This is a genomic window from Mycobacterium asiaticum (genome assembly GCF_001673635.1).
Taxonomy (GTDB): Bacteria; Actinomycetota; Actinomycetes; order Mycobacteriales; family Mycobacteriaceae; genus Mycobacterium; species Mycobacterium asiaticum_C.
The window spans coordinates 178,062-199,945 of the sequence record NZ_LZMH01000037.1 but is presented as its reverse complement, the minus strand read 5'-3'; the positions used below and the strand labels follow the sequence as shown (position 1 = coordinate 199,945).

Genomic DNA, 21,884 nt, shown 5'->3' with positions numbered 1-21,884 from the left:
ACGCAACATGGCAACACGCTTCATGACCGACCCGCACGCGATGCGGGACATGGCGGGCCGCTTCGAGACCCACGCCCAGACCGTCGAGGACGAGGCCCGTCGGATGTGGGCGTCCTCGCAGAACATCGCCGGTGCGGGCTGGAGCGGTATGGCCCAGGCGACCTCGCTGGACACCATGAGCCAGATGAACCAGGCCTTCCGCAACATTGTCAACATGCTGCACGGGGTGCGGGACGGGCTGATCCGCGACGCGAACAACTACGAGCAGCAAGAGCAGGCCTCCCAGCAGATCCTGAGCAGCTAGCCCCGAGAAAGGACGCAGCAATGACGATCAATTACCAGTTCGGCGATGTCGACGCGCACGGTGCGCTCGTGCGCGCCCAGGCCGCCAACTTGGAGGCCGAGCACCAGGCCATCGTTCGCGATGTGCTGGCTGCCGGTGACTTCTGGGGCGGCGCCGGTTCGGTGGCTTGCCAGGAGTTCATCGCCCAGTTGGGCCGCAACTTCCAGGTGATCTACGAGCAGGCCAACGCCCACGGCCAGAAGATCCAGAGCGCCGGCAACAACATGGCGCAAACGGACAGCGCCGTCGGTTCCAGCTGGGCCTGACACCAACCCACGAAGTGGCCGCACACCCTGCGGTGTGCGGCCACTTCGCTGTCTGACGGGCTTTCCGGGCGAGCGGTGCGCCCAGCGACGCTGCCTGACCGGGGTGGGCCGTCACCTCCGCGCCCGGCTGCCTGGATTTGGCACACCTTTGCTGCCATGCCTGAGTGTGGAGCGCGCAGCCATCATGGTCAGGGTTTGGCGGCACCCAAGTGGGTAACCATCGAACACTTGATTTGAGAACCCTATGAACTCGGTGACAAGCGCATATGTGCTTGAAACAATCAGCAACTATGACAGCAGTGTCTGGGTATACGCGTAGCCAACGTCCACGGCAGGCGATTCTGGGGCAACTTCCCCGGATCAACCGGGCCGACGGTTCACCTATCCGGGTGTTGCTGGTCGATGACGAACCCGCCCTGACCAACCTCGTCAAGATGGCCCTGCACTACGAGGGCTGGGATGTCGAGATCGCGCACAACGGGCGCGAGGCCATTGCCAAGTTCGACCGGATCAATCCCGACGTGCTCGTCCTGGACATCATGCTGCCCGACGTGGACGGCTTGCAGATCCTGCAGCGAGTCCGCGAATCCGAGACCTACACGCCCACACTGTTTCTCACCGCCCGCGATTCGGTGATGGACCGCGTCACCGGCCTGACAGCCGGCGCCGACGACTACATGACCAAGCCGTTCAGCCTCGAGGAACTGGTCGCGCGGCTGCGCGGCCTGCTGCGGCGGTCCAGCCACCTCGCCCCGCCGGCCGATGAATCCCTCAAGGTCGGTGACCTCAAGCTCGACGCGGCCAGCCGTGAGGTCACCCGCGGGGGTACCCCGATATCGCTGTCGTCGACCGAGTTCGAGCTGTTGAGATTCTTGATGCGCAATCCGCGGCGCGCGCTGAGCCGCACCGAGATCCTGGACCGGGTCTGGAACTACGATTTCGCCGGCCGCACCAGCATCGTTGACCTGTACATTTCGTATCTGAGGAAGAAGATCGACGCCGACAGGGAGCCGATGATCCACACGGTACGTGGCATTGGATACATGCTCCGACCACCGGAATGAGTTCTTGAATGACGGGGGACCGCAACATTCCGCGATGGCTCCCCCGTTCCCTGCGTAAGCAGTTGTTGTTGGGCGTATTGACGGTGGTGACCCTCGTCCTGGTGGCGGTGGGAGCCGTCTCCGTGCTGAGCCTGCGCGGCTACGTCACGGCGATGAACGACGCCGAGGTCACCGAGTCGATGCACGCCTTCAGCCACTCCTACGCCCGGTACCGAAACGGGGAGCACACCTCGATACACACCGGCATCCCACCGGTTTCGCAGGCCTTGCTGGAATTCACCGGACAGACGCCCGGCAACCTGATCGCGGTATTGCGCGACGGCAAAGTGGTGGGCTCGGCCGTCTTCTCCGAAGACGAACCACGGGTGGCCCCACCCGATGTCATCCGCTCCATCGAGGCGCAGGACTGGACCGATGGCGGCTCGCGTATCGAAAACCTGGGCAGCCTGGGCCCCCACCAGGTGGAGAGCCGCACCGTCGGGTCCGATCGCCTTGTCGTGGGTGTTTCGTTGAGCATCGCCGACCAGATCATCTCTCGCAAACAACTCACCACCACCGTGCTGGTCGCGACCGCCCTGGTGATCACGGCCTTCCTGACAGCGTGGGTGGTGGGCTATGCGCTTCGGCCGTTGAGCCGCGTCGCCGCGACGGCGGCAGAGGTCGCGGCGATGCCGCTGGTGGGCGACGACCACCAAATCAGTGTCCGAGTCCGGCCCGAGGACACCGACCCCGACAACGAGGTTGGCATTGTCGGACACACCTTGAACCGCCTGTTGGACAACGTCGACAGCGCGCTGGCGCATCGGGTGGAGTCCGATCTGCGGATGCGGCAGTTCATCACCGACGCCAGCCACGAGCTGCGGACGCCGCTGGCCGCCATCCAGGGTTACGCCGAGCTGACCCGGCAAGACAGTTCGGACTTGCCGCCGACCACCGAATACGCGCTGGCGCGCATCGAATCGGAAGCCCGGCGGATGGCGTCATTGGTCGACGAACTGCTGTTGCTGTCCCGCCTAGGTGAGGGCGAAGACCTGCAAACCGAGGACCTCGAGCTCACCGATCTGGTCGCCAACGCGGTCAATGACGCGGCGGTGGCCGCACCGACGCACCAGTGGGTCAAGGAATTGCCCGACGAACCGGTATGGATCAACGGCGACCACGCCAGGTTGCACCAGTTGTTGAGCAATCTGCTCACCAATGCCTGCGTGCACACTCCCCCCGGCGTCACGGTGACCACGGGCGTCACCAGCCATCGGTATGGGCCGCAAGCGCCGTATGCGGAACTGACGGTCGCCGACGACGGGCCCGACATCGACCCCGACGTGCTGCCCCACTTGTTCGAGCGGTTCGTGCGCGCCGACAAGGCACGGTCCAACGGTTCCGGTCACGGTTTGGGCCTGGCCATCGTCAGCTCGATTGTCAAGGCTCATCACGGTTCGGTCTCCGCCGAATCCGGGAACGGATTGACGGTCTTCCGGGTACGACTACCGATGCTGGAGACACCGCCCGCCGCGGAGTAGCGGTGTTGTGGTGAGCGCGGGGACCGTAAAGGTCGCCGCCCAAGCCGTAAAGAAACCGTCAAGGCGCCATTCTTCCGCCTTTGCGCGCGCCTAGCGTCGCAGTGTCGCCCTGGCAGGGGTGCTACTTGTTGCCCGCAAAACGATCGGAGATCCATGTCCGTCGTCATTTATCTGGTGCTGACCGTGGCGGCTTTCGCCGCGCTCGGCGGATTGCTGAAGCTGGAACTGTGAGTATCGCGAACACGGTGGGTCTGATCCTGGCTGCTGCGATCGCCTTGCTGCTTGTCGCGGCCCTGCTCTTCCCGGAGAAGTTCTGATGAGCCAAACCACAGCCGGTGTGCTGTTCCTGGTGTCGCTCATCGCTGCGATCGTGGCGGTGCACGTACCGCTGGGCGACTACATGTATCGCGTGTACAGCTCCGAAAAGCATTCGCGCACCGAACGATTCATCTATCGCTTGATCGGCGCCGACCCGGACGCCGAGCAGACGTGGCGGACCTACGCCCGCAGCGTGCTCGCCTTCTCCGCGGTCAGCGTCGTGTTCCTGTTCCTGTTGCAACTGGTGCAGGACCGGCTGCCGTTGCATTTGTCCGACCCGGCCACTCACATGACCCCGGCGCTGGCGTGGAACACCGCAGTCAGTTTCGTCACGAACACCAACTGGCAGGCATATTCCGGCGAATCGACCCAGGGGCACCTCGTGCAGATGGCCGGGTTGGCGGTGCAGAACTTTGTATCGGCCGCGGTGGGTATGGCCGTCGCGGTGGCCTTGGTGCGTGGGTTCGCCCGGCATCGCACCGAGGAACTCGGCAACTTCTGGGTGGACCTGACCCGAGGCACATTGCGAATCCTGTTGCCGATCGCCGTCATTGGTGCCGTCATCCTGGTCGCCGGGGGCGTCATCCAGAACTTCCACCTGCACGACCAGGTGGTGAATACGGTGGCGGGCACGCAGCAGACCATCCCTGGTGGTCCGGTTGCCAGCCAGGAAGCGATCAAGGAGCTCGGCACCAACGGCGGCGGTTTCTATAACGCCAACTCCGCGCACCCCTTCGAGAATCCGACCTCGTGGACCAACTGGATCGAGATCTTCCTGTTGGTGGTCATCGGCTTTTCGCTGCCGCGCACGTTCGGTCGCATGGTGGACAGCAAGAGGCAGGGCTACGCGATTGCCGCGATCGTCGGGGTGATGGCCGGGCTCAGCGTCGTGGTGATGATGCTGTTCCAGTTGCAGCATCACGGCACCGTCCCGACCGCGGTGGGTGCGTCCAGCGAGGGAGTCGAACAGCGCTTCGGCGTTGCCGACTCGGCGATCTTCGCCGATGCCACCACGCTGACGTCCACCGGCGCGGTCGACTCGACACACGACTCGTACACCAGCCTCGGCGGCATGATGACGATGTTCAACATGCAGCTGGGTGAGGTCGCGCCCGGCGGCACGGGTTCGGGCCTGTACGGCATCCTGATCCTGGCCGTGATCACCGTGTTCGTCGCCGGGCTGATGGTTGGCCGGACCCCGGAATACCTGGGCAAGAAGATCACGCCGCGCGAGATGAAGTTGGCGGCAAGCTATTTCCTGGTGACCCCGCTGATCGTGCTGGTCGGTACCGCGCTTGCGATCGCGCTGCCCGGCGAACGCGCCGGCATGGCCAACACCGGGCCGCACGGCCTGTCCGAAGTGCTCTACGCGTTCACCTCGGCTGCCAACAACAACGGTTCGGCTTTCGCCGGGTTGTCGGCCAACACCGCCTGGTACAACACGGCTTTGGGCCTGGCCATGCTCTTCGGCCGCTTCCTGCCGATCATCCTGGTGCTTTCGCTGGCCGGCTCGCTGGCCCGACAGGGTGCCACCCCGGCGTCCAGTGGCACCTTGCCCACTCACCGACCGCAATTCGTCGGCCTGGTGGTCGGGGTCACCGTCATCCTCGTTGCTCTCACCTTCTTGCCCGCGCTGGCGCTCGGGCCGCTCGCCGAAGGGATTCACTGAAAGTGTCGACCATGCAGATTTCTGCCACTGCCGCCGCACGACGGCCGAGTGGCCCCGGACCCGGCGAGAAGCTGCAGGGCGGGTTGCTCGATCCGGCGCTGCTGATCAAGTCGCTGCCCGATGCGCTGCGCAAACTCGATCCACGCACCCTGTGGCGGAACCCGGTGATGTTCATCGTCGAGGTCGGCGCCGTGTGGTCGACGGTGCTGGCGATCGGCGACGAGACCTGGTTCAGCTGGCTGACGGTGTTCTGGCTCTGGCTGACAGTGCTTTTCGCCAACCTGGCCGAAGCGGTAGCCGAGGGTCGTGGCAAGGCCCAAGCCGACACGCTGCGCAAGTCGAAGGCCGATACCGTGGCGCACCGGCTACGCAACTGGATTCCCGGTACGCCGGGCGCCTACGAGGAAGTTGCCGCACCCTTGTTGCAGCAGGGTGACATTGTGGTGGTGACGGCGGGCCAGGTGATCCCCGGCGACGGTGATGTGGTGGAAGGCATTGCCTCCGTGGATGAGTCGGCCATCACCGGCGAATCCGCCCCCGTCATCCGGGAATCCGGTGGCGACCGGTCAGCGGTGACGGGCGGCACCACCGTGCTCTCGGACCGCATCGTCGTCAAGATCACCCAGAAGCCGGGCGAGAGCTTCGTGGACCGGATGATCGCGCTCGTCGAGGGCGCGAACCGGCAGAAGACCCCCAACGAGATCGCGCTCAATATTCTGCTGGCCGCCCTGACGATCATCTTCGTCTTCGCCGTCGCCACGTTGCAGCCGCTGGCGATCTATTCGAAGGCCAACAACCCCGGGGTGCCGGACACGGACGGCCTCAACGGCAGCGGCATCAGCGGCATCGTTCTGGTCGCGCTGCTGGTCTGCCTGATTCCCACCACGATTGGGGCGCTGTTGTCCGCAATCGGTATCGCCGGCATGGACCGGCTGGTGCAGCGCAACGTCCTGGCCATGTCCGGACGTGCGGTCGAAGCGGCCGGTGACGTCAATACCCTGCTGCTGGACAAGACCGGAACGATCACGCTGGGCAACCGGGAAGCCGCCGAGTTCATCCCCGTTGCCCGCATCAGCACCGACGAATTAGCCGATGCCGCACAGCTTTCCAGCCTTGCCGACGAGACGCCCGAGGGCCGTTCGATCGTGGTGTACGCCAAGTCCGCGCACGGGTTGCGCGCGCGGACACCCGGCGAGCTCACCACCGCATCCTGGGTGCCGTTCAGTGCGACGACCCGGATGTCGGGCGTGGACCTGGACGGCTGGCAATTGCGCAAGGGCGCAGCAAGTTCGGTCGCCGAGTGGGTCCGCAGCCGCGGCGGGACGGTGCCCGCCGAACTCGGCGACATCGTCGATGGCATCTCCGCGGCGGGCGGAACTCCCCTGGTGGTGGGTCGCGTCGGGGACGCCGGGCAGGCCGAGGTACTGGGCGTCATCCATCTCAAAGACGTGGTCAAGCAGGGTATGCGCGACCGGTTCGAGGCGATGCGCCTGATGGGCATCCGCACGGTGATGATCACTGGCGATAACCCATTGACCGCCAGGGCGATCGCGGAGGAGGCCGGGGTCGATGACTTCCTGGCTGAGGCCACCCCCGAGGACAAGATGATGCTGATCAAGCAGGAGCAGCAGGGCGGCCGTCTGGTGGCGATGACCGGTGACGGCACCAATGACGCTCCCGCGCTTGCTCAAGCCGACGTCGGCGTCGCGATGAACACGGGCACGTCGGCGGCCAAAGAGGCCGGAAATATGGTCGATCTGGATTCCGACCCCACCAAGCTCATCGAGATCGTGGAGATCGGCAAGCAGTTGTTGATCACCCGGGGCGCGCTGACGACGTTCTCCATCGGCAACGACATCGCCAAGTACTTCGCGATCATCCCGGCGATGTTCGTCGCGCTCTTCCCTGGGTTGGACCTGCTCAACGTCATGCGGTTGCACAGCCCGCAGTCGGCGATCCTGTCCGCGGTCATTTTCAATGCGGTCGTCATCGTGGCGCTGATCCCGCTGGCGCTCCGCGGAGTTCGCTACACCCCCAGCCGTGCGTCGAAGTTGCTCAGCCGCAACCTGTATCGCTACGGGCTGGGCGGTATCGTCGCCCCGTTCATCGGCATCAAACTCATCGACCTGGTCGTTCAACTACTACCCGGGATCGCCTGAAATGAACCTCACCAACATAATTCGACGATACGGAGCCGCATTGCGCGCGCTGCTCGTCTTCACCGTGCTACTGGGTCTCGGCTACCCGCTGCTGATATGGCTGGTCGCCCTGCTACCCGGGTTGAACGCCAAGGCGGAAGGCTCGATCATCACCACCGGCGGCAAGGCGATCGGGAGCACGTTGATCGGCCAGCAGTTCACCGACGCTGCGGGAAAGCCGCTGCCGCAGTACTTTCAGGCTCGTCCCTCGGCCGCTGGCGCCGGTTATGACCCGATGTCCAGTGGTGGCAGTAACCTCGGTCCGGAAAGCGTCGTCGACATCCCCGCCGACCCGGCCAAGCTGGCCACCGGCGCCGGCCCCACCGACGCCGGATTCAAGCCGAGTTTGTTGACGTTGGTGTGCTCCCGCAGCGCGGCGATCGGCAAGCTCGAAGGCGTGGACGGGTCGCGCCCGTTCTGCACGGGCGGCGGGGTCGGGGCGGTGCTGTCGGTGATGGGCCCGCACGATGCGCGAGGTGACGTGGTCCACCCGACTCGTGTGGTCAGCGTCAACGAGCCGTGCGCGTCCACCGGCCAACCGTTCGTGGACAGCTATCGCGGTGTCCATGTCGAATGCGCGAGGTTCGGCGAGGACTACTCGAGCGGCTTGATCGTGCCGGTGCGTAGCGCTTCCGGCGAGCCACAGGTACCGGCCGACGCCGTCACCACCAGTGGCAGCGGTCTTGATCCGGACATCTCGCCCGCCTACGCCGGCATCCAAATTGCCCGGGTGGCCCGGGCCCGTCACGTGAGCGCGGACCAGATCCGCCAGGTGGTGGCGCAATACCGCACCGGCCGGATGCTCGGCTTCTTCGGCGAACCAACCGTCAACGTGCTGCAGCTCAACTTGGCGTTGGACAGCAGGTATCCGGTCTCCAGATAGCGGATGGGTGGATGATTGTTGACGTGAACGTCTCCAGCGTCACAGACCACCGCCCCAAACGCGGCGAGCTGCGCATCTATCTCGGCGCGGCACCGGGTGTCGGCAAGACCTACGCGATGCTCGGCGAGGCGCACCGGCGGTTGGAGCGCGGCACCGATCTGGTGGCCGCCGTGGTCGAAACACATGGGCGGGCAAGAACCGCGGAGCTGCTGGACGGGATCGAGGCCGTCGCACCGCGCTACATCGAGTACCGCGGGGGCAGCTTCGCTGAACTCGACGTGCCGGCGGTATTGGCACGCCATCCCCAGGTGGTGTTGGTTGACGAGCTGGCCCATACCAATACGCCCGGCAGCAAGAACGACAAACGCTGGCAGGACGTCGAGGAACTGCTCGACGCGGGGATCACGGTGATCTCCACCGTCAACATCCAGCACTTGGAGAGTCTCAACGACGTCGTCGCACAGATAACCGGCATCGAACAGAAGGAGACGATCCCGGACTCGATCGTGCGGCAGGCCGCCCAGGTCGAGCTGATCGACATAACTCCGGAAGCGCTGCGGCGCAGACTATCCCATGGAAATGTGTATGCGTCCGAGAAGATCGACGCCGCGCTGTCCAACTACTTCCGCCGGGGGAACCTCACCGCGCTGAGGGAGTTGGCGTTGTTGTGGCTTGCGGATCAGGTCGACACCGCGCTTGCAAAGTACCGCGCGGAGAACAAGATCACCGATACGTGGGAGGCTCGCGAGCGGGTCGTGGTCGCTGTCACCGGCGGCCCGGAGTCCGAAACACTGGTCAGACGAGCATCCCGGATCGCCTCGAAGTCGAGTGCCGAGCTCATGGTGGTCCATGTGCTGCGTGGTGACGGGCTGGCCGGTCTCTCAGACGCGCGGATGAGCAAGATCCGAGAGTTGGCAAACAGTTTGGACGCCTCGCTCCACACGGTGGTCGGCGATGACGTGCCCGATGCGCTGCTGGACTTCGCGCGCGAGATCAACGCCACCCAGTTGGTCATCGGGACGTCGCGCAGGTCGCGGTGGGCGCGCGTGTTCTCCGAGGGCATCGGAGCCGCGGTCGTGCAACGATCCGGCAAGATCGACGTCCACATCGTCACCCACGACGAACACAAGCGGGGCGCGCGGCCCGTCGCCGCATCGCCCCGGGAACGACGCGCGGCATCGTGGCTGGCGGCGGTTGCCGTCCCGTCGGCGATCTGTGCCGTGACGGTGAGTGTGCTGGACTCGTTCTTAAACACCGGCGGTGAGAGTGCGCTGTTCTTCGTCGGTGTTCTCTTGGTCGGCCTGTTGGGCGGCGTTGCCCCCGCTGTACTTTCAGCGATGCTGTCCGGTGCGCTGTTGAACTACTACTTGATCGCGCCGCGACACAGTTTCACCATCTCCGAGCCCGACAGTGCCGTCACCGAGCTGGTGCTGCTGCTGATCGCCGTCGCGGTCGCCGTGTTGGTCGACGGTGCTACCAAGCGCGCCAGAGAAGCCCGGCTGGCTTCCCAAGAGGCAGAGCTGTTGACGCTGTTTGCCGGATCGGTGCTGCGGGGCGCGGACCTGTCCACGCTGTTGGAACGCGTGCGCGAGACCTATTCGCAGCGTGCGGTGAGCATGCTGCGGGAAGGTTTGGAGGGCTCGCGCGAAGTGGTCGCCTCGGTGGGGAATGATCCTTGCACCACAGTCGATTCGGCGGACACGGCCATCGAGGTGGGTGACGAAGAGTTCTGGATGCTGATGGCCGGTCGCAAGCTGTCGGCCCGGGATCGGCGCGTGCTGGGCGCGGTGGCCAGGCAAGCCGCGGGGCTGATCCGACAGCGTGAACTCGTCGAGGAGGCCAGCCGTGCCGAGGCCATAGTGCGGGCCGATGAATTGCGCCGGTCCCTGCTTTCGGCGGTCAGCCATGATTTGCGCACCCCGCTGGCGGCCGCCAAGGTTGCGGTATCCAGCCTGCGCGCCGGCGATGTGGCTTTCTCCCCTGAGGACACTGCCGAATTACTGGCCAGCACAGAGGAATCCATCGATCAGCTCACCGCGTTGGTGGGCAATTTGCTCGACTCGTCACGGTTGGCCGCGGGGGTGGTGCGCCCCGAGCTACATCGGGTGTATCTCGAGGAGGTGGTGCAGCGCGCGCTGGTGAGCATTGGCAAGGGCGCCACCGGTTTCTACCGATCCGCCATCGATCGCGTCAAGGTCGACGTCGGCGATGCCGTAGTGATGGCCGACGGCAGGCTGCTGGAACGGGTGCTGGCCAACCTGATCGACAATGCGCTGCGCTACGCGCCCGATTGCGTGGTTCGGGTCAACGCGGGACGGGTGGGCGAGCGCGTGCTGGTCAACGTGATCGATGAGGGGCCGGGGATCCCGCACGGGACCGAGGAACGGTTGTTTGAGGCGTTCCAGCGCTTGGGTGACCATGACAACACCACCGGTGTCGGACTGGGAATGTCGGTGGCGCGCGGCTTCGTCGAGGCGATGGGTGGCACGATCCAGGCCGGCGATACGCCGGGTGGAGGGCTGACGGTGGTGTTGGACCTGGCCGGGCCACCGGACAGCGGTGAGCAATGACCCGGGTTCTGGTAATCGATGACGAGCCGCATATCTTGCGGGCGCTGCGGATCAACCTGAGTGTGCGTGGTTATGAGGTGATTACCGCGTCGACCGGCGCGGGAGCGCTGCGGGCCGCCGCCGAGCATCCCCCGGATGTGGTGATTCTGGATCTTGGCCTGCCCGACATTTCGGGTATCGACGTGTTGGGCGGGTTGCGCGGGTGGCTTTCCGCACCGGTGATCGTGTTGTCGGCGCGAAGCGATTCTTCCGACAAGGTCGAGGCGTTGGATGCGGGAGCCGACGACTACGTGACGAAGCCGTTTGGGATGGACGAGTTCCTCGCCAGATTGCGGGCCGCGGTGCGCCGCACTGCCGCGGCGTCGGAGGTGGAACAGCCGGTGGTCGAAACCTCTTCTTTTACTGTCGATTTGGCGGCGAAGAAGGTGGTGAAGGGTGGTGTCGAGGTGCATCTGACGCCCACCGAGTGGGGGATGCTGGAGATGCTGGTGCGCAACCGCGGCAAGCTGGTGGGTCGCGAGGAGTTGCTCAGAGAGGTGTGGGGACCGGCTTACGCGACCGAAACACACTATTTAAGGGTGTATTTGGCGCAGTTGCGGCGCAAGCTCGAGGATGACCCGTCGCATCCCAAACACCTGCTGACCGAATCAGGCATGGGATACCGCTTCGAGGCATGAGCGGCCCGTGCGCGCGCCCTCTCAGGAGGATGCGCGTCGGTGCCCGGCTTGTAGCGACATTGTCGGTGGGATGGTTAGGGCCGGTAACCGAATCGACTCCGTCTAGCGTGCCGGTCTTCTGCAGGCCCCTCCCGGGGGCATATGCGTCGGTGCCCGGCTTGCAGCGACAATGTCGGTGGCGCGTCGTGGTCGGTGACCGCATCGAACCCGTTTGCGCGCGCAGGCCTTCTCGCCATACCTCTCGGGGAGCATATGCGTCGGTGCCCGGCTTGCAGCGACAATGTCGATGGCGCGAACGGGCGTAGGTAACCGCACCGAACCGGTGTGGCGCCGATCTTGTCCACGGTCTTCAGGAGCATGCGCCTTGCCGCAGCTCGCAGCGGCTATCAGTCGAACCACTGGAGCGGATCTTCGCGTCCACTAATGGCCCTCGACTTCCCTCGCAACGCCAGAACTCGCTGGTGCATCCGGTGTTCGGTGCCGCGCGGAAATTCCAGCGCCGCATACTTGCCCCGTCTGACGCGGTCAACCCGCCCCCGTCCCATCTCCCATCGCAGTGCATCGGAAATGGCTTTCGATGCCCGACCGTTGACGGTAAAGCCATGCCACTTGAGGGCATCGATGAGTTCCGGAATAGTCGCGGGTCCGTGCAACACCAACTGGTAGGTAAGCACATAGCGAAGCTCGGTTCCTCGTAGCAGCACGCTCATGACTCGAACGTTGCATTCGCGTCCACGTGCCGCCAGTCAGCACATTTCGGCTGTGGATGACGCACACCGACAATGTCGCTACAAGCCGGGCAACGACGCACATCCCCCTGAGAGCGCCAGGAACGGACCGCGAGCGCTAATCGCGTTCGACGCCGGCCGCCGGCCCCGCACGACGGCCCCACAGACCGTCCCCACGGCCACCTGCCGCGGCCACCGACCCTCACGCGTCCGCAGACCCCGACCGCCGCCGTCGACCCTCACGCGTCCACAGACCCCGACCGCCGCCGTCGACCCACGCGTCCGCCACCCCACCGCGCCACCGACAATGTCGCTACAAGCCGGGCAACGACGCACATCCCCCTGAGAGCCGAGAAAAGCTATCCCGCTATCGACAGAACAATCCCGTCCAAGATGTCGTGTTCGCTGACGGTCAACTCCGCAATACCGGCCCGCGCATACAACTCATTGGCCAACTCCTGCACCACGATCGCACCTCCGCCGATCACGTCGACGCGCCCTTCGTGCATCGGCCCAAGCTTCGCCCGTTCCGACCGCGGCATAGCGATCAACTGCTCACACACCGCCAGCAAAGAGTCGCGCCCCACCCGCGAAAGATGAATCGCAGCAGAGTCATACACCGCCATACCGTGGGCCAAGGCCGACAACGTAGTCATCGTCCCGGCAACACCGACCCAACAGCGGGCCCCCTCCACCGGCACGGCGCGCAACGCCACGGCGAGCCGCTCACGGACCACCGACCGGGCCGTCGCAACCTCCTCCGGCGTGGGCGGGTCGGAGTGCAAGCAACGCTCGGTCAGGCGGACGCAACCAATATCGGCCGAATAACTCGCCACCACGTCATCCGCCGCCTTACCGACCACGATCTCCGTCGAGCCGCCACCCAGGTCTACAACCACGAAAGGTGCATCCGTGCTGTCCAATTCGCCAACCGCACCGGCGAACGACAGCTCGGCCTCCTCCGCCCCCGTGATCACCTCGGCGATCGCGCCGGGAATCACCGCCCCCAAAACTTCCGCCGTCATCGCAAAGAACACATCCCGGTTCCCGGCGTCCCGTGTGGCCGACGTCGCGACCATCCGCACCCGCGAAACCCCATGCACCCGCAGCAACTCCGCGTAATCGACCAGCGCGGCCCGCGTGCGCGCAATCGCTTCAGGCGCAAACGAGCCGGTCGCATCCACCCCCTGACCCAGCCGCACGATCCGCATCTCGCGATGGACGTCCCGTAACCGTCCGTCGACGCAGTCCGCAATCAACAACCGAATCGAGTTGGTACCGCAGTCGATTCCAGCCAGCCGCGTCATTTCCACTGTCCCGCAATCAAAGCCGCTATTCCCGGCTCGGCGGCTAACAACGCAACCGCCTCGTCACCCAACGGATTGACCCCGGGCCCCTTGGCCAGCGAATGCGCAATCAGCACATGCAGACACTTGACCCGGTCCGGCATGCCGCCACCGGAAAACGTCGTCCCCAATGGTTCAATCGCGTCCCGCTCGGCCAGATACGACTCGTGGGCACGCTGATACGCGGCCGCCAACGACGGGTCGGCACCCAAACGCGCGGTCATCTCACGCATCAGGCCGGTGGTCTCCAATCGACTGGCGGCTGCCGTGAGCACCGGATGCGTGAGGTAGTACAACGTCGGAAACGGTGTCCCATCAGGCAGTTTCGGCGCCGTCTTCACCACACCCGGTGAACCGTCTGGACATCGGTAGGCGATCTCCAGCACCCCACGCGGCTCACGGCCGAGCTGACGCGCCACCACCTCCAAGTCGGCACGATCAACCACCGGGGACCGTCGGGTTCGGGGGCTCCTGCCCGGGCGCCGCCGGGGCGGCCGGAGCAGCCGGGGGCAAGTGCGGCGTGTCCGCGATGGTGTGCCACAGCGAGGTGTACCACGGCTCGTTCTTGGGGTGCCCGCCAGCCTCCTCCCCCGGTTGCGCAGGCACCGCGGCCGTCGGCGGAAGCTGCACCTGGAACGGAATGTCACCAGGCTTGACGAAACCGAGCCGCTCGCGGGCTTGCGCGGCGATGTACGCCGGGTCGGCCAGCTGACCTTTGCGTTGCTCCAATTCCTTGATCTGGCCGCGCAGCGCGGCCTCGGTCGCCGACAGTTGCGCCATCTCGGTGCGCTGAGCGAAATACGTGCGCACCGGACCGGCGATGGTCAGCGTCAGCACACACACCACCGCGGCCAGGATCGCCGCCCGCCGCGCGGTGAAGCCCAACCGCTGATCCGACCGCTGCTCAACGGATTCGGTGAACGACCGCCTGATCGGTTCGACGACATGTTCCTGCGAGCGGCCCGCGTGGCGACTCTCGTCGGGCGCGGTCTGTGCGGGCTTGGACTGCGGCCGCGACAGCGGCTTGGCAACCGGCTTCACCGTGCCCGAAGAGCGACGCCCCCGACCCGAATCACCGGGCTTCCCCGGCCGGGAAGCCGGGGATCGGCGTTTCGGATCGGACTTGGCGGCCAAACTATTTACTTCGGATCCATCGCGAACCGCGGAAACGCAAGATCACCCGCATACCGCGCCGCATCGCCCAGCGCCTCTTCGATGCGCAGCAGCTGGTTGTACTTGGCCACGCGTTCGCTGCGCGCCGGGGCGCCGGTCTTGATCTGCCCGCTGCCAACGGCCACCGCCAGATCGGCGATCGTAGTGTCCTCGGTCTCACCACTGCGGTGGCTCATCATGGTGCGGTATCCACTGTGGTGGGCAAGCGCCACCGCGTCGAGGGTCTCGGTCAGCGTCCCGATCTGATTCACCTTGACCAGCAACGCATTTGCCACCCCGCGCTCGATGCCTTCCTCAAGGCGTTCGGGATTGGTGACGAACAGATCATCGCCGACGATCTGCACCCGCTCACCGATACCCGCCGTCAACGCGGCCCAGCCGTCCCAATCGTCCTCGGACAGCGGGTCTTCGATGGACACCAGGGGGTAGGACGCGAGCAGGCGGGCGTAGAAGTCGGCCATCTCCTCGGCGGTGCGGGTCGAACCCTCGAAGCGGTATCCGGTGCCGTCGTCGTAGAACTCGGTGGCGGCGACGTCGAGGGCCAGCGCGATGTCGGCGCCGGGCCGCAACCCCGCCGCCTCGATCGCGGTGGTGATCAGATCCAGCGCGGCGGTGGTGCCGGCCACGTCGGGGGCGAAACCCCCCTCGTCGCCCAGTCCGGTGGACAGGCCCTCTTTTTTGAGCACTTTCTTCAGCGCGTGATAAACCTCGGCGCCCCAGCGCAACGACTCGGCGAAACTCGGTGCGCCGATCGGCGCCACCATGAACTCCTGGACGTCGACGCCGGTATCGGCGTGCGCACCGCCGTTGAGGATGTTCAGCATCGGCACCGGCAGGATGTGCGCATTGGGACCACCCAGATAACGGAACAGGGGCAACGCCGCGGAATCCGCGGCCGCCTTGGCGACGGCCAGGGAGACGCCGAGGATCGCGTTGGCGCCCAGCCGCGATTTGTCCGGCGTACCGTCCAGGTCGACGAGCGCCTGGTCGACCAGTCGCTGGTCGTCGGCGTTGAGGCCGATAACCGCCGGACCGATCTCGTCGAGCACCGCCTGAACGGCCTTCTTCACCCCTTTGCCGCTGTACCGGTCACCGCCGTCGCGCAACTCGACGGCCTCGTGCTCGCCAGTCGACGCACCGGACGGCACCGCGGCGCGGGCAAACGTCCCGTCGATCAGAGCGACCTCGACCTCGACGGTCGGGTTGCCGCGGGAATCAAGGATCTCGCGGGCTCCGACCTGCTCGATAATCGGCACTGGGTTCTCCTTTGTCTCCTGGCTGAAAGACCCCCGGCAGCCTCAGCCTAAAGCCTCGGTTACCCGGACCATCCTTCTACAGCGGATGACCCGCCGCGTAGGCGGTCGCCCAGTCCCGGACCGCCCGCGCATAGACGCCGGAGTTGTTGTAGGCCCGCAGCGCGGTGATCCACCCCCGGGGCGTCGCGAGATCCTTTCCGCGCCAGCACAAATAGCCCGCGGCCGAGAGGGCGGCATCGTCGATGTTGTCCGGACTGGCGACGCCGTCGTTGTTGGCGTCGACCCCGTACAACCGCCAGGTCTCGGAGATGAACTGCATCGGCCCCATCGCGCGCTCGACCCCGTCGTCGCCATCCAGGACCCCCGCGTCGGTGTCCACGATGCGCAAGTTGTCGCCGGTGCCGTCGAGCCGAACACCCCGGATGGGGGGCCGGACGTCTCCGTTGGGGGCGATGGCCGCGCCCCGGTAAGTGCCGTTATGACTCTCCACCTGGCCAATGCCCGCAAGCGTCGTCCACGCGATATGACACTTCGGGTTCTCGACCTCGGCGACGCGAGCGGCATACGCGTACGCCTCTAGCGCGATGACCGGCATTTCCAGTGCGGGAGCGCGCTGCTGCGCCCATTCCCGCAACTGATCCGCAGGCCGGCCGCTGACGTGCGTGTCGACCGGAGGCACTGGATCCCCCGCCGGGGGCGGCACGCCTTCGGGGATGAAAAGGCTGAGCTGCCAGGTGCAACTTGACGCCAACAGCATCGCGGTCGCCCCTATCACGGCGACCGCGCGCAACCAGCGTCTCGGCGACACAAACTCTCCCTGTTGGTCTCCCCATGCGGCCACTTGTCTCTTAAAGCCCCAGACATCGTCCCATGGGTTCGCCGGCCGCCCGGGCGAGTTCGCCGTCCAGCACACAGATTTGTGCTGGATTGGAGCCGATCAGTGATTCCTCAGCAGCATGTTTGTGAAAACCGTCTGAGTCACCGCAAACATCGACGAGCGACCCTCAGCGGCGCCCTTTGCGCTTTTTGGGCCGGGACTCCTTAACGGACGCGGACGCCGCGAGGGGTTCCTCCTCGGCGGCGTCCTCGACGGCGGGCTCGAGCCCGGGCTCGACCCGGGGCTCGACGGCCGGCGCCGACGGCTCCTCGGGCACTTCGCCGAGCGGCCAATGCGCGCGCCACTCGTCCTCGGTGACGAAGCCGAGCGGACTCATGTCGAGTTCCTCAGCGACACTGTCACCGCGCCGCGCCGCCGCAATCGCCTTCTCCACACCGCGAACCGTGTCGACAAAGTCCAAAACCGCTGCCCGCAAGGTGTTTTCCGCATCGACTTCGGCCGACAGCGTAATCGTGGTGAGCTCCTCGGGAATCAGCTCGGCGGGCAGGCCGGCCTGAACGAGGCGATGAATCACCTTCTGCGCCAACGCCAATGCCGGCTGACCGGTGTGCACGTCGTCCAGCACCGAACCCCTGGGTTTCTCGGCCGCCTTGCGTTCCTCCCACTGCGCCAGTTGATCCTGCAGCGAAATAGATTCCCCCGCAAGCACTCCCGGGACCCGGTTGCCGAGCTTGCGCATCAGCGTGTCGGCGACGTCGTCAATAGTGAACGGCAGCAGCGCCGCATCCTCGGCGATGCGGGCGTGAAAAAGCACCTGCAACAGCAGATCACCGAGTTCTTCGCGCAGCTGTTCCACATTGCCGCTGTGCACGGCATCCAGCAGCTCGTACGTCTCCTCCAGCAGATACCGGCGCAGCGAGTCGTGGGTCTGCTCGCTCTCCCAGGGGCCCGCGGTGCGCAGCTTGTCCATCATCGCGACCGCATCGACCAGCCGTTCACCGCGCTGACCCGCAGGCGCCGAGATCAGCCGGGCACCGGCGGCGAGCCGGGCGGTGACGGCGGGGTGGTTGGGGTCTGAGGACAACAGCACCGGCGCGTCCGCGCCGGTGTGCGCCGGGTGCGCGTCGGGCAGCGACCACGGCACCGCGATCGGCATCTCCTCCGTGTACTGCACTTCACCACTGAGGAGCTCGATCGCTTCGACCGGCACCAGCGAGGGGCGGCGGGGGTCGACCAGGACGACAGTCGTCATCGCGCTTGCCGCTCCTTACTCGACTTACTCGACTTACTCGACGTGACGGGCTCGGGGTTCGTTATACCAATATCTTGCTGCGGGATGCCCGCGAGTGCAGTCACCAAATCCGCCACCATCTGCACCAACTCCACGTCACGCAGCCGCGCGGCGCCCACGCCGCCGGTGCGCGGGATGGGAACCTGCACGGTGGACGTCGTCGCGCGGTAGCGCGCGCCCGGATACATCCGGGCCAGCCGCACCTGCGCAGAATCCGGCAGGTTCAGCGGCGAAAGCCGCACGGTGGCCGCCGAGGGGGCGCTGACCTCGGTGATCCCGGACGCGCGGCACAGCAACCGCAGCCGTGCCACCGCCACCAGCCGCTGGGCCGGCTCGGGCGGCGGGCCGTACCGGTCGGTCAGCTCTTCGATGACGGCGTTGACACCGGCGTCGTCCGTCGCCGATGCCAGACGCCGGTAGGCCTCCAGCCGCAGCCGATCGCTGGCGATGTAATCGGGCGGCAGGTGGGCATCGACGGGCAGGTCGATGCGCACGTCCTTGGGCTCTTCGGCGGTGGTCACCGTCTTGCCGTCGGCGGCGGCCCGGTACGCCTCGACGGCCTCGCCGACCAGTCGCACGTACAGGTCGAACCCAACTCCGGCGACGTGCCCGGACTGCTCGACGCCCAGCACGTTGCCGGCCCCGCGAATCTCCAGGTCCTTCAGCGCCACGGCCATGCCCGCGCCCAACTCGTTGTTCTGCGCGATGGTCGCCAACCGGTCGTACGCCGTCTCGGTCAGCGGCGCGTCCGGCGGGTACAGGAAGTAGGCGTACCCACGCTCCCGACTGCGACCCACCCGACCGCGGAGCTGATGCAACTGGGACAGGCCGAACGTGTCGGCGCGCTCGACGATCAGCGTGTTGGCATTGGAGATATCCAGGCCGGTCTCGACGATCGTCGTGCACACCAGGATGTCGAATTCGCGGTTCCAGAAGCCCTGCACGGTGCGTTCCAGCCGCTCTTCGGGCATCTGGCCGTGCGCCACCACGACCCGGGCCTCGGGCACCAGCTCCCGCACCCGAGCGGCGGCCCGGTCGATCGAGCTCACCCGGTTGTGCACGTAGAAGGCCTGCCCATCGCGCAGCAATTCCCGTCGCAACGCAGCCGCGATCTGCTTGTCCTCGTGCGGGCCGACGTAGGTCAACACCGGGTAGCGCTCTTCGGGTGGCGTCAGGATGGTCGACATCTCGCGGATCCCGGCCAGGCTCATCTCCAGCGTCCGCGGAATCGGGGTGGCGCTCATGGTCAGCACGTCGACATGCGTGCGCAGCGACTTGATGTGCTCCTTGTGCTCGACGCCGAACCGCTGCTCCTCGTCGACCACGACCAAACCAAGGTCTTTCCAGCGCACCCCGGTCTGCAGCAGCCGGTGGGTGCCGATCACGACGTCCACCGATCCGTCGGCCATGCCGTCGATCACCTTGCGGGATTCCGCGGGGTCGGTGAAGCGGGACAGGCCCTTGACGGTGACCGGGAAACCGGCCATCCGGTCGGTGAAGGTCTGCAAGTGCTGGTCGGCCAGCAGGGTGGTGGGCACCAGCACCGCGACCTGCTTGCCGTCCTGAACCGCCTTGAACGCCGCACGGACCGCGATCTCGGTCTTGCCGTAACCGACGTCACCGCAGATCACCCGGTCCATCGGGATCGGCTTTTCCATGTCGGACTTGACTTCGGTGATCGCGGTCAACTGGTCGACGGTCTCGGTGAAGCCGAACGCGTCCTCCATCTCGGCCTGCCATGGCGTGTCCGGTGCGAAAGCGTGGCCGGGACTGGCCTGACGCTTGGCGTACAGCGCGACCAGTTCACCGGCGATCTCCCGGACGGCGCGGCGCGCCTTGGTCTTGGTGTTGGCCCAGTCGCTGCCGCCCAATTTGCTCAGCGCGGGCGCCTGGCCACCGACATACCGCGACAGCTGGTCCAGCGAGTCCATCGGGACATAAAGCCGGTCGGCCTGCTGGCCGCGCTTGCTGGACGCGTACTCGAGCACCAGGTACTCGCGGCGGGCGCCACCGACCGTCCGTTCGACCATCTCCACGAACCGGCCGATACCATGCTGGTCGTGTACCACCAGGTCCCCGGCGGTCAGTGCCAGCGGGTCGACGGTGTTGCGCCGCTTGGCCGCCAGGCGCTTGCCCTCGACGGCGGTGGCCCGGCTGCCGGTCAGGTCGGCTTCGGTGATGACGACGAGGTTGGCCCCGGGGATGACCACGCCGTCGTGCAGCGGGCCCTTGAGCACCCCGACGACGCCAGCTTTGGGTGCAGCACCGGAGTCCAGCATCGCGGCCGGGATGTCCGACTCGGCCAGCCGCTCAACCATCCGATGGGCGGTTCCGGTGCCGGGCGCGACCATGGCGGCATGCCCGCCGGTGGCCACGTGCGCGCGCAGCATCGCGAAGACCCCGTCGATGTCGTGCTGGTGTCCCCGCGCGGACGGCGCCGGGCGGATGTCCAGTTCGATGGCGGACTCGTCGGACAGCTGGCTCAACGTCCACCACGGATGTCCGGATGCGCTCGCCGCGGCCTGCACGTCCTCGAGTTCGGTGAAGCCCGAACCGCCCAGTTGCTCCACGTCGACCGGCGCGTCGGTGCCCAGCGCCGCCACCGACCAGGACGCCTCCAGGAATTCCCGGCCAGTCTTGATCAGGTCGGCGGCGCGGGTGCGGACCTTTTCCGGGTCGCACACCAGCACCGGGGTGCCGTCGGCCAGCTGGTCGGTCAGCAGGGCATGGTCGTCCGGGCGTAATACCGGGAGCAGCGCTTCCATCCCGTCGACCGGGATGCCCTCGGCCAGTTTGGCCAGCATGTCGATGATGCTGCCGGTGACCGTGTTCTCCGAACCGGGATGTTGGACGCCCAACTCGGCCGCCCGCGCCCGGACGTCGTCGGTGAGCAGCAGTTCCCGGCAAGCAACCGCGATCAGGTGGTCGACATCGATCTCAGGGATCGAGCGCTGGTCGGCTACCGAGAACATCCGCATCTCGGTAATCTCGTCGCCCCAGAATTCGATCCGGACCGGGTGCTCGGCCGTCGGGGCGAAGATGTCCAGAATCCCGCCGCGCACGGCGAACTCGCCGCGCCGCCCCACCATGTCCACCCGGGTGTAGGCCAGCTCGACCAGCCGGCTCGCGACGTCCTCGAACGGCGTCTCGTCGCCGACGGTCAGCGTCAACGGTTCCTGCAGGCCGAGATCGGGCGCCATGGGTTGCAGCAGGGAACGCACCGCCGTCACCACGACCCGCAACGGGGGACCCAGGCGCGCGTCGTCTGGGTGCGCCAGCCGGCGCAGCACCATCATCCGCGTCCCGACCGTGTCGATGCCCGGCGAGAGCCGTTCGTGCGGCAGGGTCTCCCAGGACGGGAAGACGGCCACCGCATCGCCGTACACGCCGCGCAGCTCGGCGGTCAGGTCGTCGGCCTCGCGACCGGTCGCGGTGACCACCAGCAGCGGACCCTGTTGTGCCAGTGCGCCGGCCACGAAAAGGCGCGCGCTGGCAGGTCCTACCAGTGCGAGTTTGTCGGGTCGATCGGAGGCACGCTCGTTGAGCTGTTGGAAAGTTGGTGCGGTCAGCGCCAATTCGACGAGCCCCGCGATCGGGGTATCTGGGCACGCAGTCCCCGGTGCGGTCATGATGCCGCCATTCTAGGCGTCCGACTGGGGCCTTCGATCGGGCAAGCACTGCGTCAAGATCGCCCGCACGGCCGTCAAGAGTTCGTCAGGAAAGCGGTCAGGGGCCCGCTCGCGC

Annotated in this window: 18 protein-coding genes; 10 read left to right on the top strand and 8 right to left on the bottom strand. The window is 66.3% G+C overall.

All coding sequences use genetic code 11. The features are described from left to right. Window positions 1–7: 7 nt before the first annotated feature. The 10 genes from A5645_RS11050 to A5645_RS11005 all read left to right on the top strand — a co-directional run bounded on the left by A5645_RS11050 (window position 8) and on the right by A5645_RS11005 (window position 11,508). Entirely contained in the window at window positions 8–304 is a 297-nt protein-coding gene (locus A5645_RS11050; RefSeq protein WP_036364082.1) for a WXG100 family type VII secretion target, read from the top strand. A 20-nt stretch (window positions 305–324) separates the two neighbouring features. Next, complete coding sequence (locus A5645_RS11045) at window positions 325–609, top strand: WXG100 family type VII secretion target (RefSeq protein ID WP_065034831.1); 285 nt, start codon at window positions 325–327, stop codon at window positions 607–609. Window positions 610–899: 290 nt separating this feature from the next. Further along, window positions 900–1,673 carry a response regulator transcription factor gene (locus A5645_RS11040; protein WP_036364084.1) on the top strand — a complete coding sequence of 258 codons (774 nt, stop codon included), beginning with the start codon at window positions 900–902 and terminating at the stop codon, window positions 1,671–1,673. Window positions 1,674–1,681: 8 nt separating this feature from the next. After that, the gene (locus A5645_RS11035; RefSeq protein WP_065034830.1) at window positions 1,682–3,193 is read left to right on the top strand and encodes a sensor histidine kinase; all 1,512 of its coding nucleotides are present in this window, start codon (window positions 1,682–1,684) and stop codon (window positions 3,191–3,193) included. 227 nt (window positions 3,194–3,420) lie between these two features. Beyond that, window positions 3,421–3,510 (top strand): potassium-transporting ATPase subunit F, encoded by a 90-nt coding sequence (locus A5645_RS28640; protein ID WP_065034829.1) that lies wholly within the window; start codon window positions 3,421–3,423, stop codon window positions 3,508–3,510. Then, the gene (gene kdpA / locus A5645_RS11025) at window positions 3,510–5,180 is read left to right on the top strand and encodes a potassium-transporting ATPase subunit KdpA (protein ID WP_065129511.1); all 1,671 of its coding nucleotides are present in this window, start codon (window positions 3,510–3,512) and stop codon (window positions 5,178–5,180) included. The genes A5645_RS28640 and kdpA overlap by 1 nt, the downstream gene beginning before the upstream one ends. An 11-nt stretch (window positions 5,181–5,191) precedes the next feature. Next, window positions 5,192–7,339, top strand: a complete 2,148-nt coding sequence (gene kdpB / locus A5645_RS11020) for a potassium-transporting ATPase subunit KdpB (RefSeq protein WP_065129510.1) — start codon at window positions 5,192–5,194, stop codon at window positions 7,337–7,339. 1 nt (window position 7,340) lies between these two features. Further along, window positions 7,341–8,261 (top strand): potassium-transporting ATPase subunit C, encoded by a 921-nt coding sequence (locus A5645_RS11015; RefSeq protein ID WP_065129509.1) that lies wholly within the window; start codon window positions 7,341–7,343, stop codon window positions 8,259–8,261. Window positions 8,262–8,272: 11 nt separating this feature from the next. Next, a complete protein-coding gene (locus A5645_RS11010; protein ID WP_065129508.1) occupies window positions 8,273–10,831 on the top strand; it encodes an ATP-binding protein in 2,559 nt (852 codons plus the stop codon). Then, complete coding sequence (locus A5645_RS11005; protein ID WP_065034824.1) at window positions 10,828–11,508, top strand: response regulator; 681 nt, start codon at window positions 10,828–10,830, stop codon at window positions 11,506–11,508. Before A5645_RS11010 ends, A5645_RS11005 begins: the two co-directional genes overlap by 4 nt. Before the next feature lie 386 nt (window positions 11,509–11,894). Here the strand turns inward: A5645_RS11005 and A5645_RS11000 are convergent, their stop codons facing one another. The 8 genes from A5645_RS11000 to mfd form a co-directional block, all read right to left on the bottom strand. After that, window positions 11,895–12,218 carry a hypothetical protein gene (locus tag A5645_RS11000; protein ID WP_065034823.1) on the bottom strand — a complete coding sequence of 108 codons (324 nt, stop codon included), beginning with the start codon at window positions 12,216–12,218 and terminating at the stop codon, window positions 11,895–11,897. Window positions 12,219–12,595: 377 nt separating this feature from the next. After that, window positions 12,596–13,549: a Ppx/GppA phosphatase family protein gene (locus A5645_RS10995; RefSeq protein WP_172830512.1), complete on the bottom strand. Its 954-nt coding sequence runs from the start codon at window positions 13,547–13,549 to the stop codon at window positions 12,596–12,598. After that, the gene (locus A5645_RS10990; RefSeq protein WP_065129506.1) at window positions 13,540–14,028 is read right to left on the bottom strand and encodes a DUF501 domain-containing protein; all 489 of its coding nucleotides are present in this window, start codon (window positions 14,026–14,028) and stop codon (window positions 13,540–13,542) included. Before A5645_RS10990 ends, A5645_RS10995 begins: the two co-directional genes overlap by 10 nt. Next, window positions 14,021–14,716: an FtsB family cell division protein gene (locus A5645_RS10985; RefSeq protein WP_065129505.1), complete on the bottom strand. Its 696-nt coding sequence runs from the start codon at window positions 14,714–14,716 to the stop codon at window positions 14,021–14,023. The genes A5645_RS10990 and A5645_RS10985 overlap by 8 nt, the downstream gene beginning before the upstream one ends. 5 nt (window positions 14,717–14,721) lie before the next feature. Next, window positions 14,722–16,011 carry a phosphopyruvate hydratase gene (eno, locus tag A5645_RS10980; protein WP_065034819.1) on the bottom strand — a complete coding sequence of 430 codons (1,290 nt, stop codon included), beginning with the start codon at window positions 16,009–16,011 and terminating at the stop codon, window positions 14,722–14,724. A 76-nt stretch (window positions 16,012–16,087) separates the two neighbouring features. Then, window positions 16,088–16,819: a lytic transglycosylase domain-containing protein gene (locus tag A5645_RS10975; protein WP_065034818.1), complete on the bottom strand. Its 732-nt coding sequence runs from the start codon at window positions 16,817–16,819 to the stop codon at window positions 16,088–16,090. Window positions 16,820–17,015: 196 nt separating this feature from the next. Next, the gene (locus A5645_RS10970; RefSeq protein ID WP_065129504.1) at window positions 17,016–18,101 is read right to left on the bottom strand and encodes a nucleoside triphosphate pyrophosphohydrolase; all 1,086 of its coding nucleotides are present in this window, start codon (window positions 18,099–18,101) and stop codon (window positions 17,016–17,018) included. Continuing rightward, window positions 18,098–21,769, bottom strand: coding sequence for a transcription-repair coupling factor (mfd, locus tag A5645_RS10965; RefSeq protein ID WP_065129503.1), 3,672 nt, complete (start codon window positions 21,767–21,769; stop codon window positions 18,098–18,100). The genes A5645_RS10970 and mfd overlap by 4 nt, the downstream gene beginning before the upstream one ends. Window positions 21,770–21,884: the final 115 nt, after the last annotated feature.

Excerpts from the sequence above, each read along its gene's own strand:
- A5645_RS11050 (WP_036364082.1), top strand. The coding sequence starts at position 8 with ATGGCAACACGCTTCATGACCGACCCGCACGCGATGCGGGACATGGCG.
- A5645_RS11045 (WP_065034831.1), top strand. The coding sequence starts at position 325 with ATGACGATCAATTACCAGTTCGGCGATGTCGACGCGCACGGTGCGCTC.
- A5645_RS11040 (WP_036364084.1), top strand. The coding sequence starts at position 900 with ATGACAGCAGTGTCTGGGTATACGCGTAGCCAACGTCCACGGCAGGCG.
- A5645_RS11035 (WP_065034830.1), top strand. The coding sequence starts at position 1,682 with ATGACGGGGGACCGCAACATTCCGCGATGGCTCCCCCGTTCCCTGCGT.
- kdpA (WP_065129511.1), top strand. The coding sequence starts at position 3,510 with ATGAGCCAAACCACAGCCGGTGTGCTGTTCCTGGTGTCGCTCATCGCT.
- kdpB (WP_065129510.1), top strand. The coding sequence starts at position 5,192 with ATGCAGATTTCTGCCACTGCCGCCGCACGACGGCCGAGTGGCCCCGGA.
- A5645_RS11015 (WP_065129509.1), top strand. The coding sequence starts at position 7,341 with ATGAACCTCACCAACATAATTCGACGATACGGAGCCGCATTGCGCGCG.
- A5645_RS11010 (WP_065129508.1), top strand. The coding sequence starts at position 8,273 with ATGATTGTTGACGTGAACGTCTCCAGCGTCACAGACCACCGCCCCAAA.
- A5645_RS11005 (WP_065034824.1), top strand. The coding sequence starts at position 10,828 with ATGACCCGGGTTCTGGTAATCGATGACGAGCCGCATATCTTGCGGGCG.
- A5645_RS11000 (WP_065034823.1), bottom strand. The coding sequence starts at position 12,218 with ATGAGCGTGCTGCTACGAGGAACCGAGCTTCGCTATGTGCTTACCTAC.
- A5645_RS10970 (WP_065129504.1), bottom strand. The coding sequence starts at position 18,101 with ATGACGACTGTCGTCCTGGTCGACCCCCGCCGCCCCTCGCTGGTGCCG.
- mfd (WP_065129503.1), bottom strand. The coding sequence starts at position 21,769 with ATGACCGCACCGGGGACTGCGTGCCCAGATACCCCGATCGCGGGGCTC.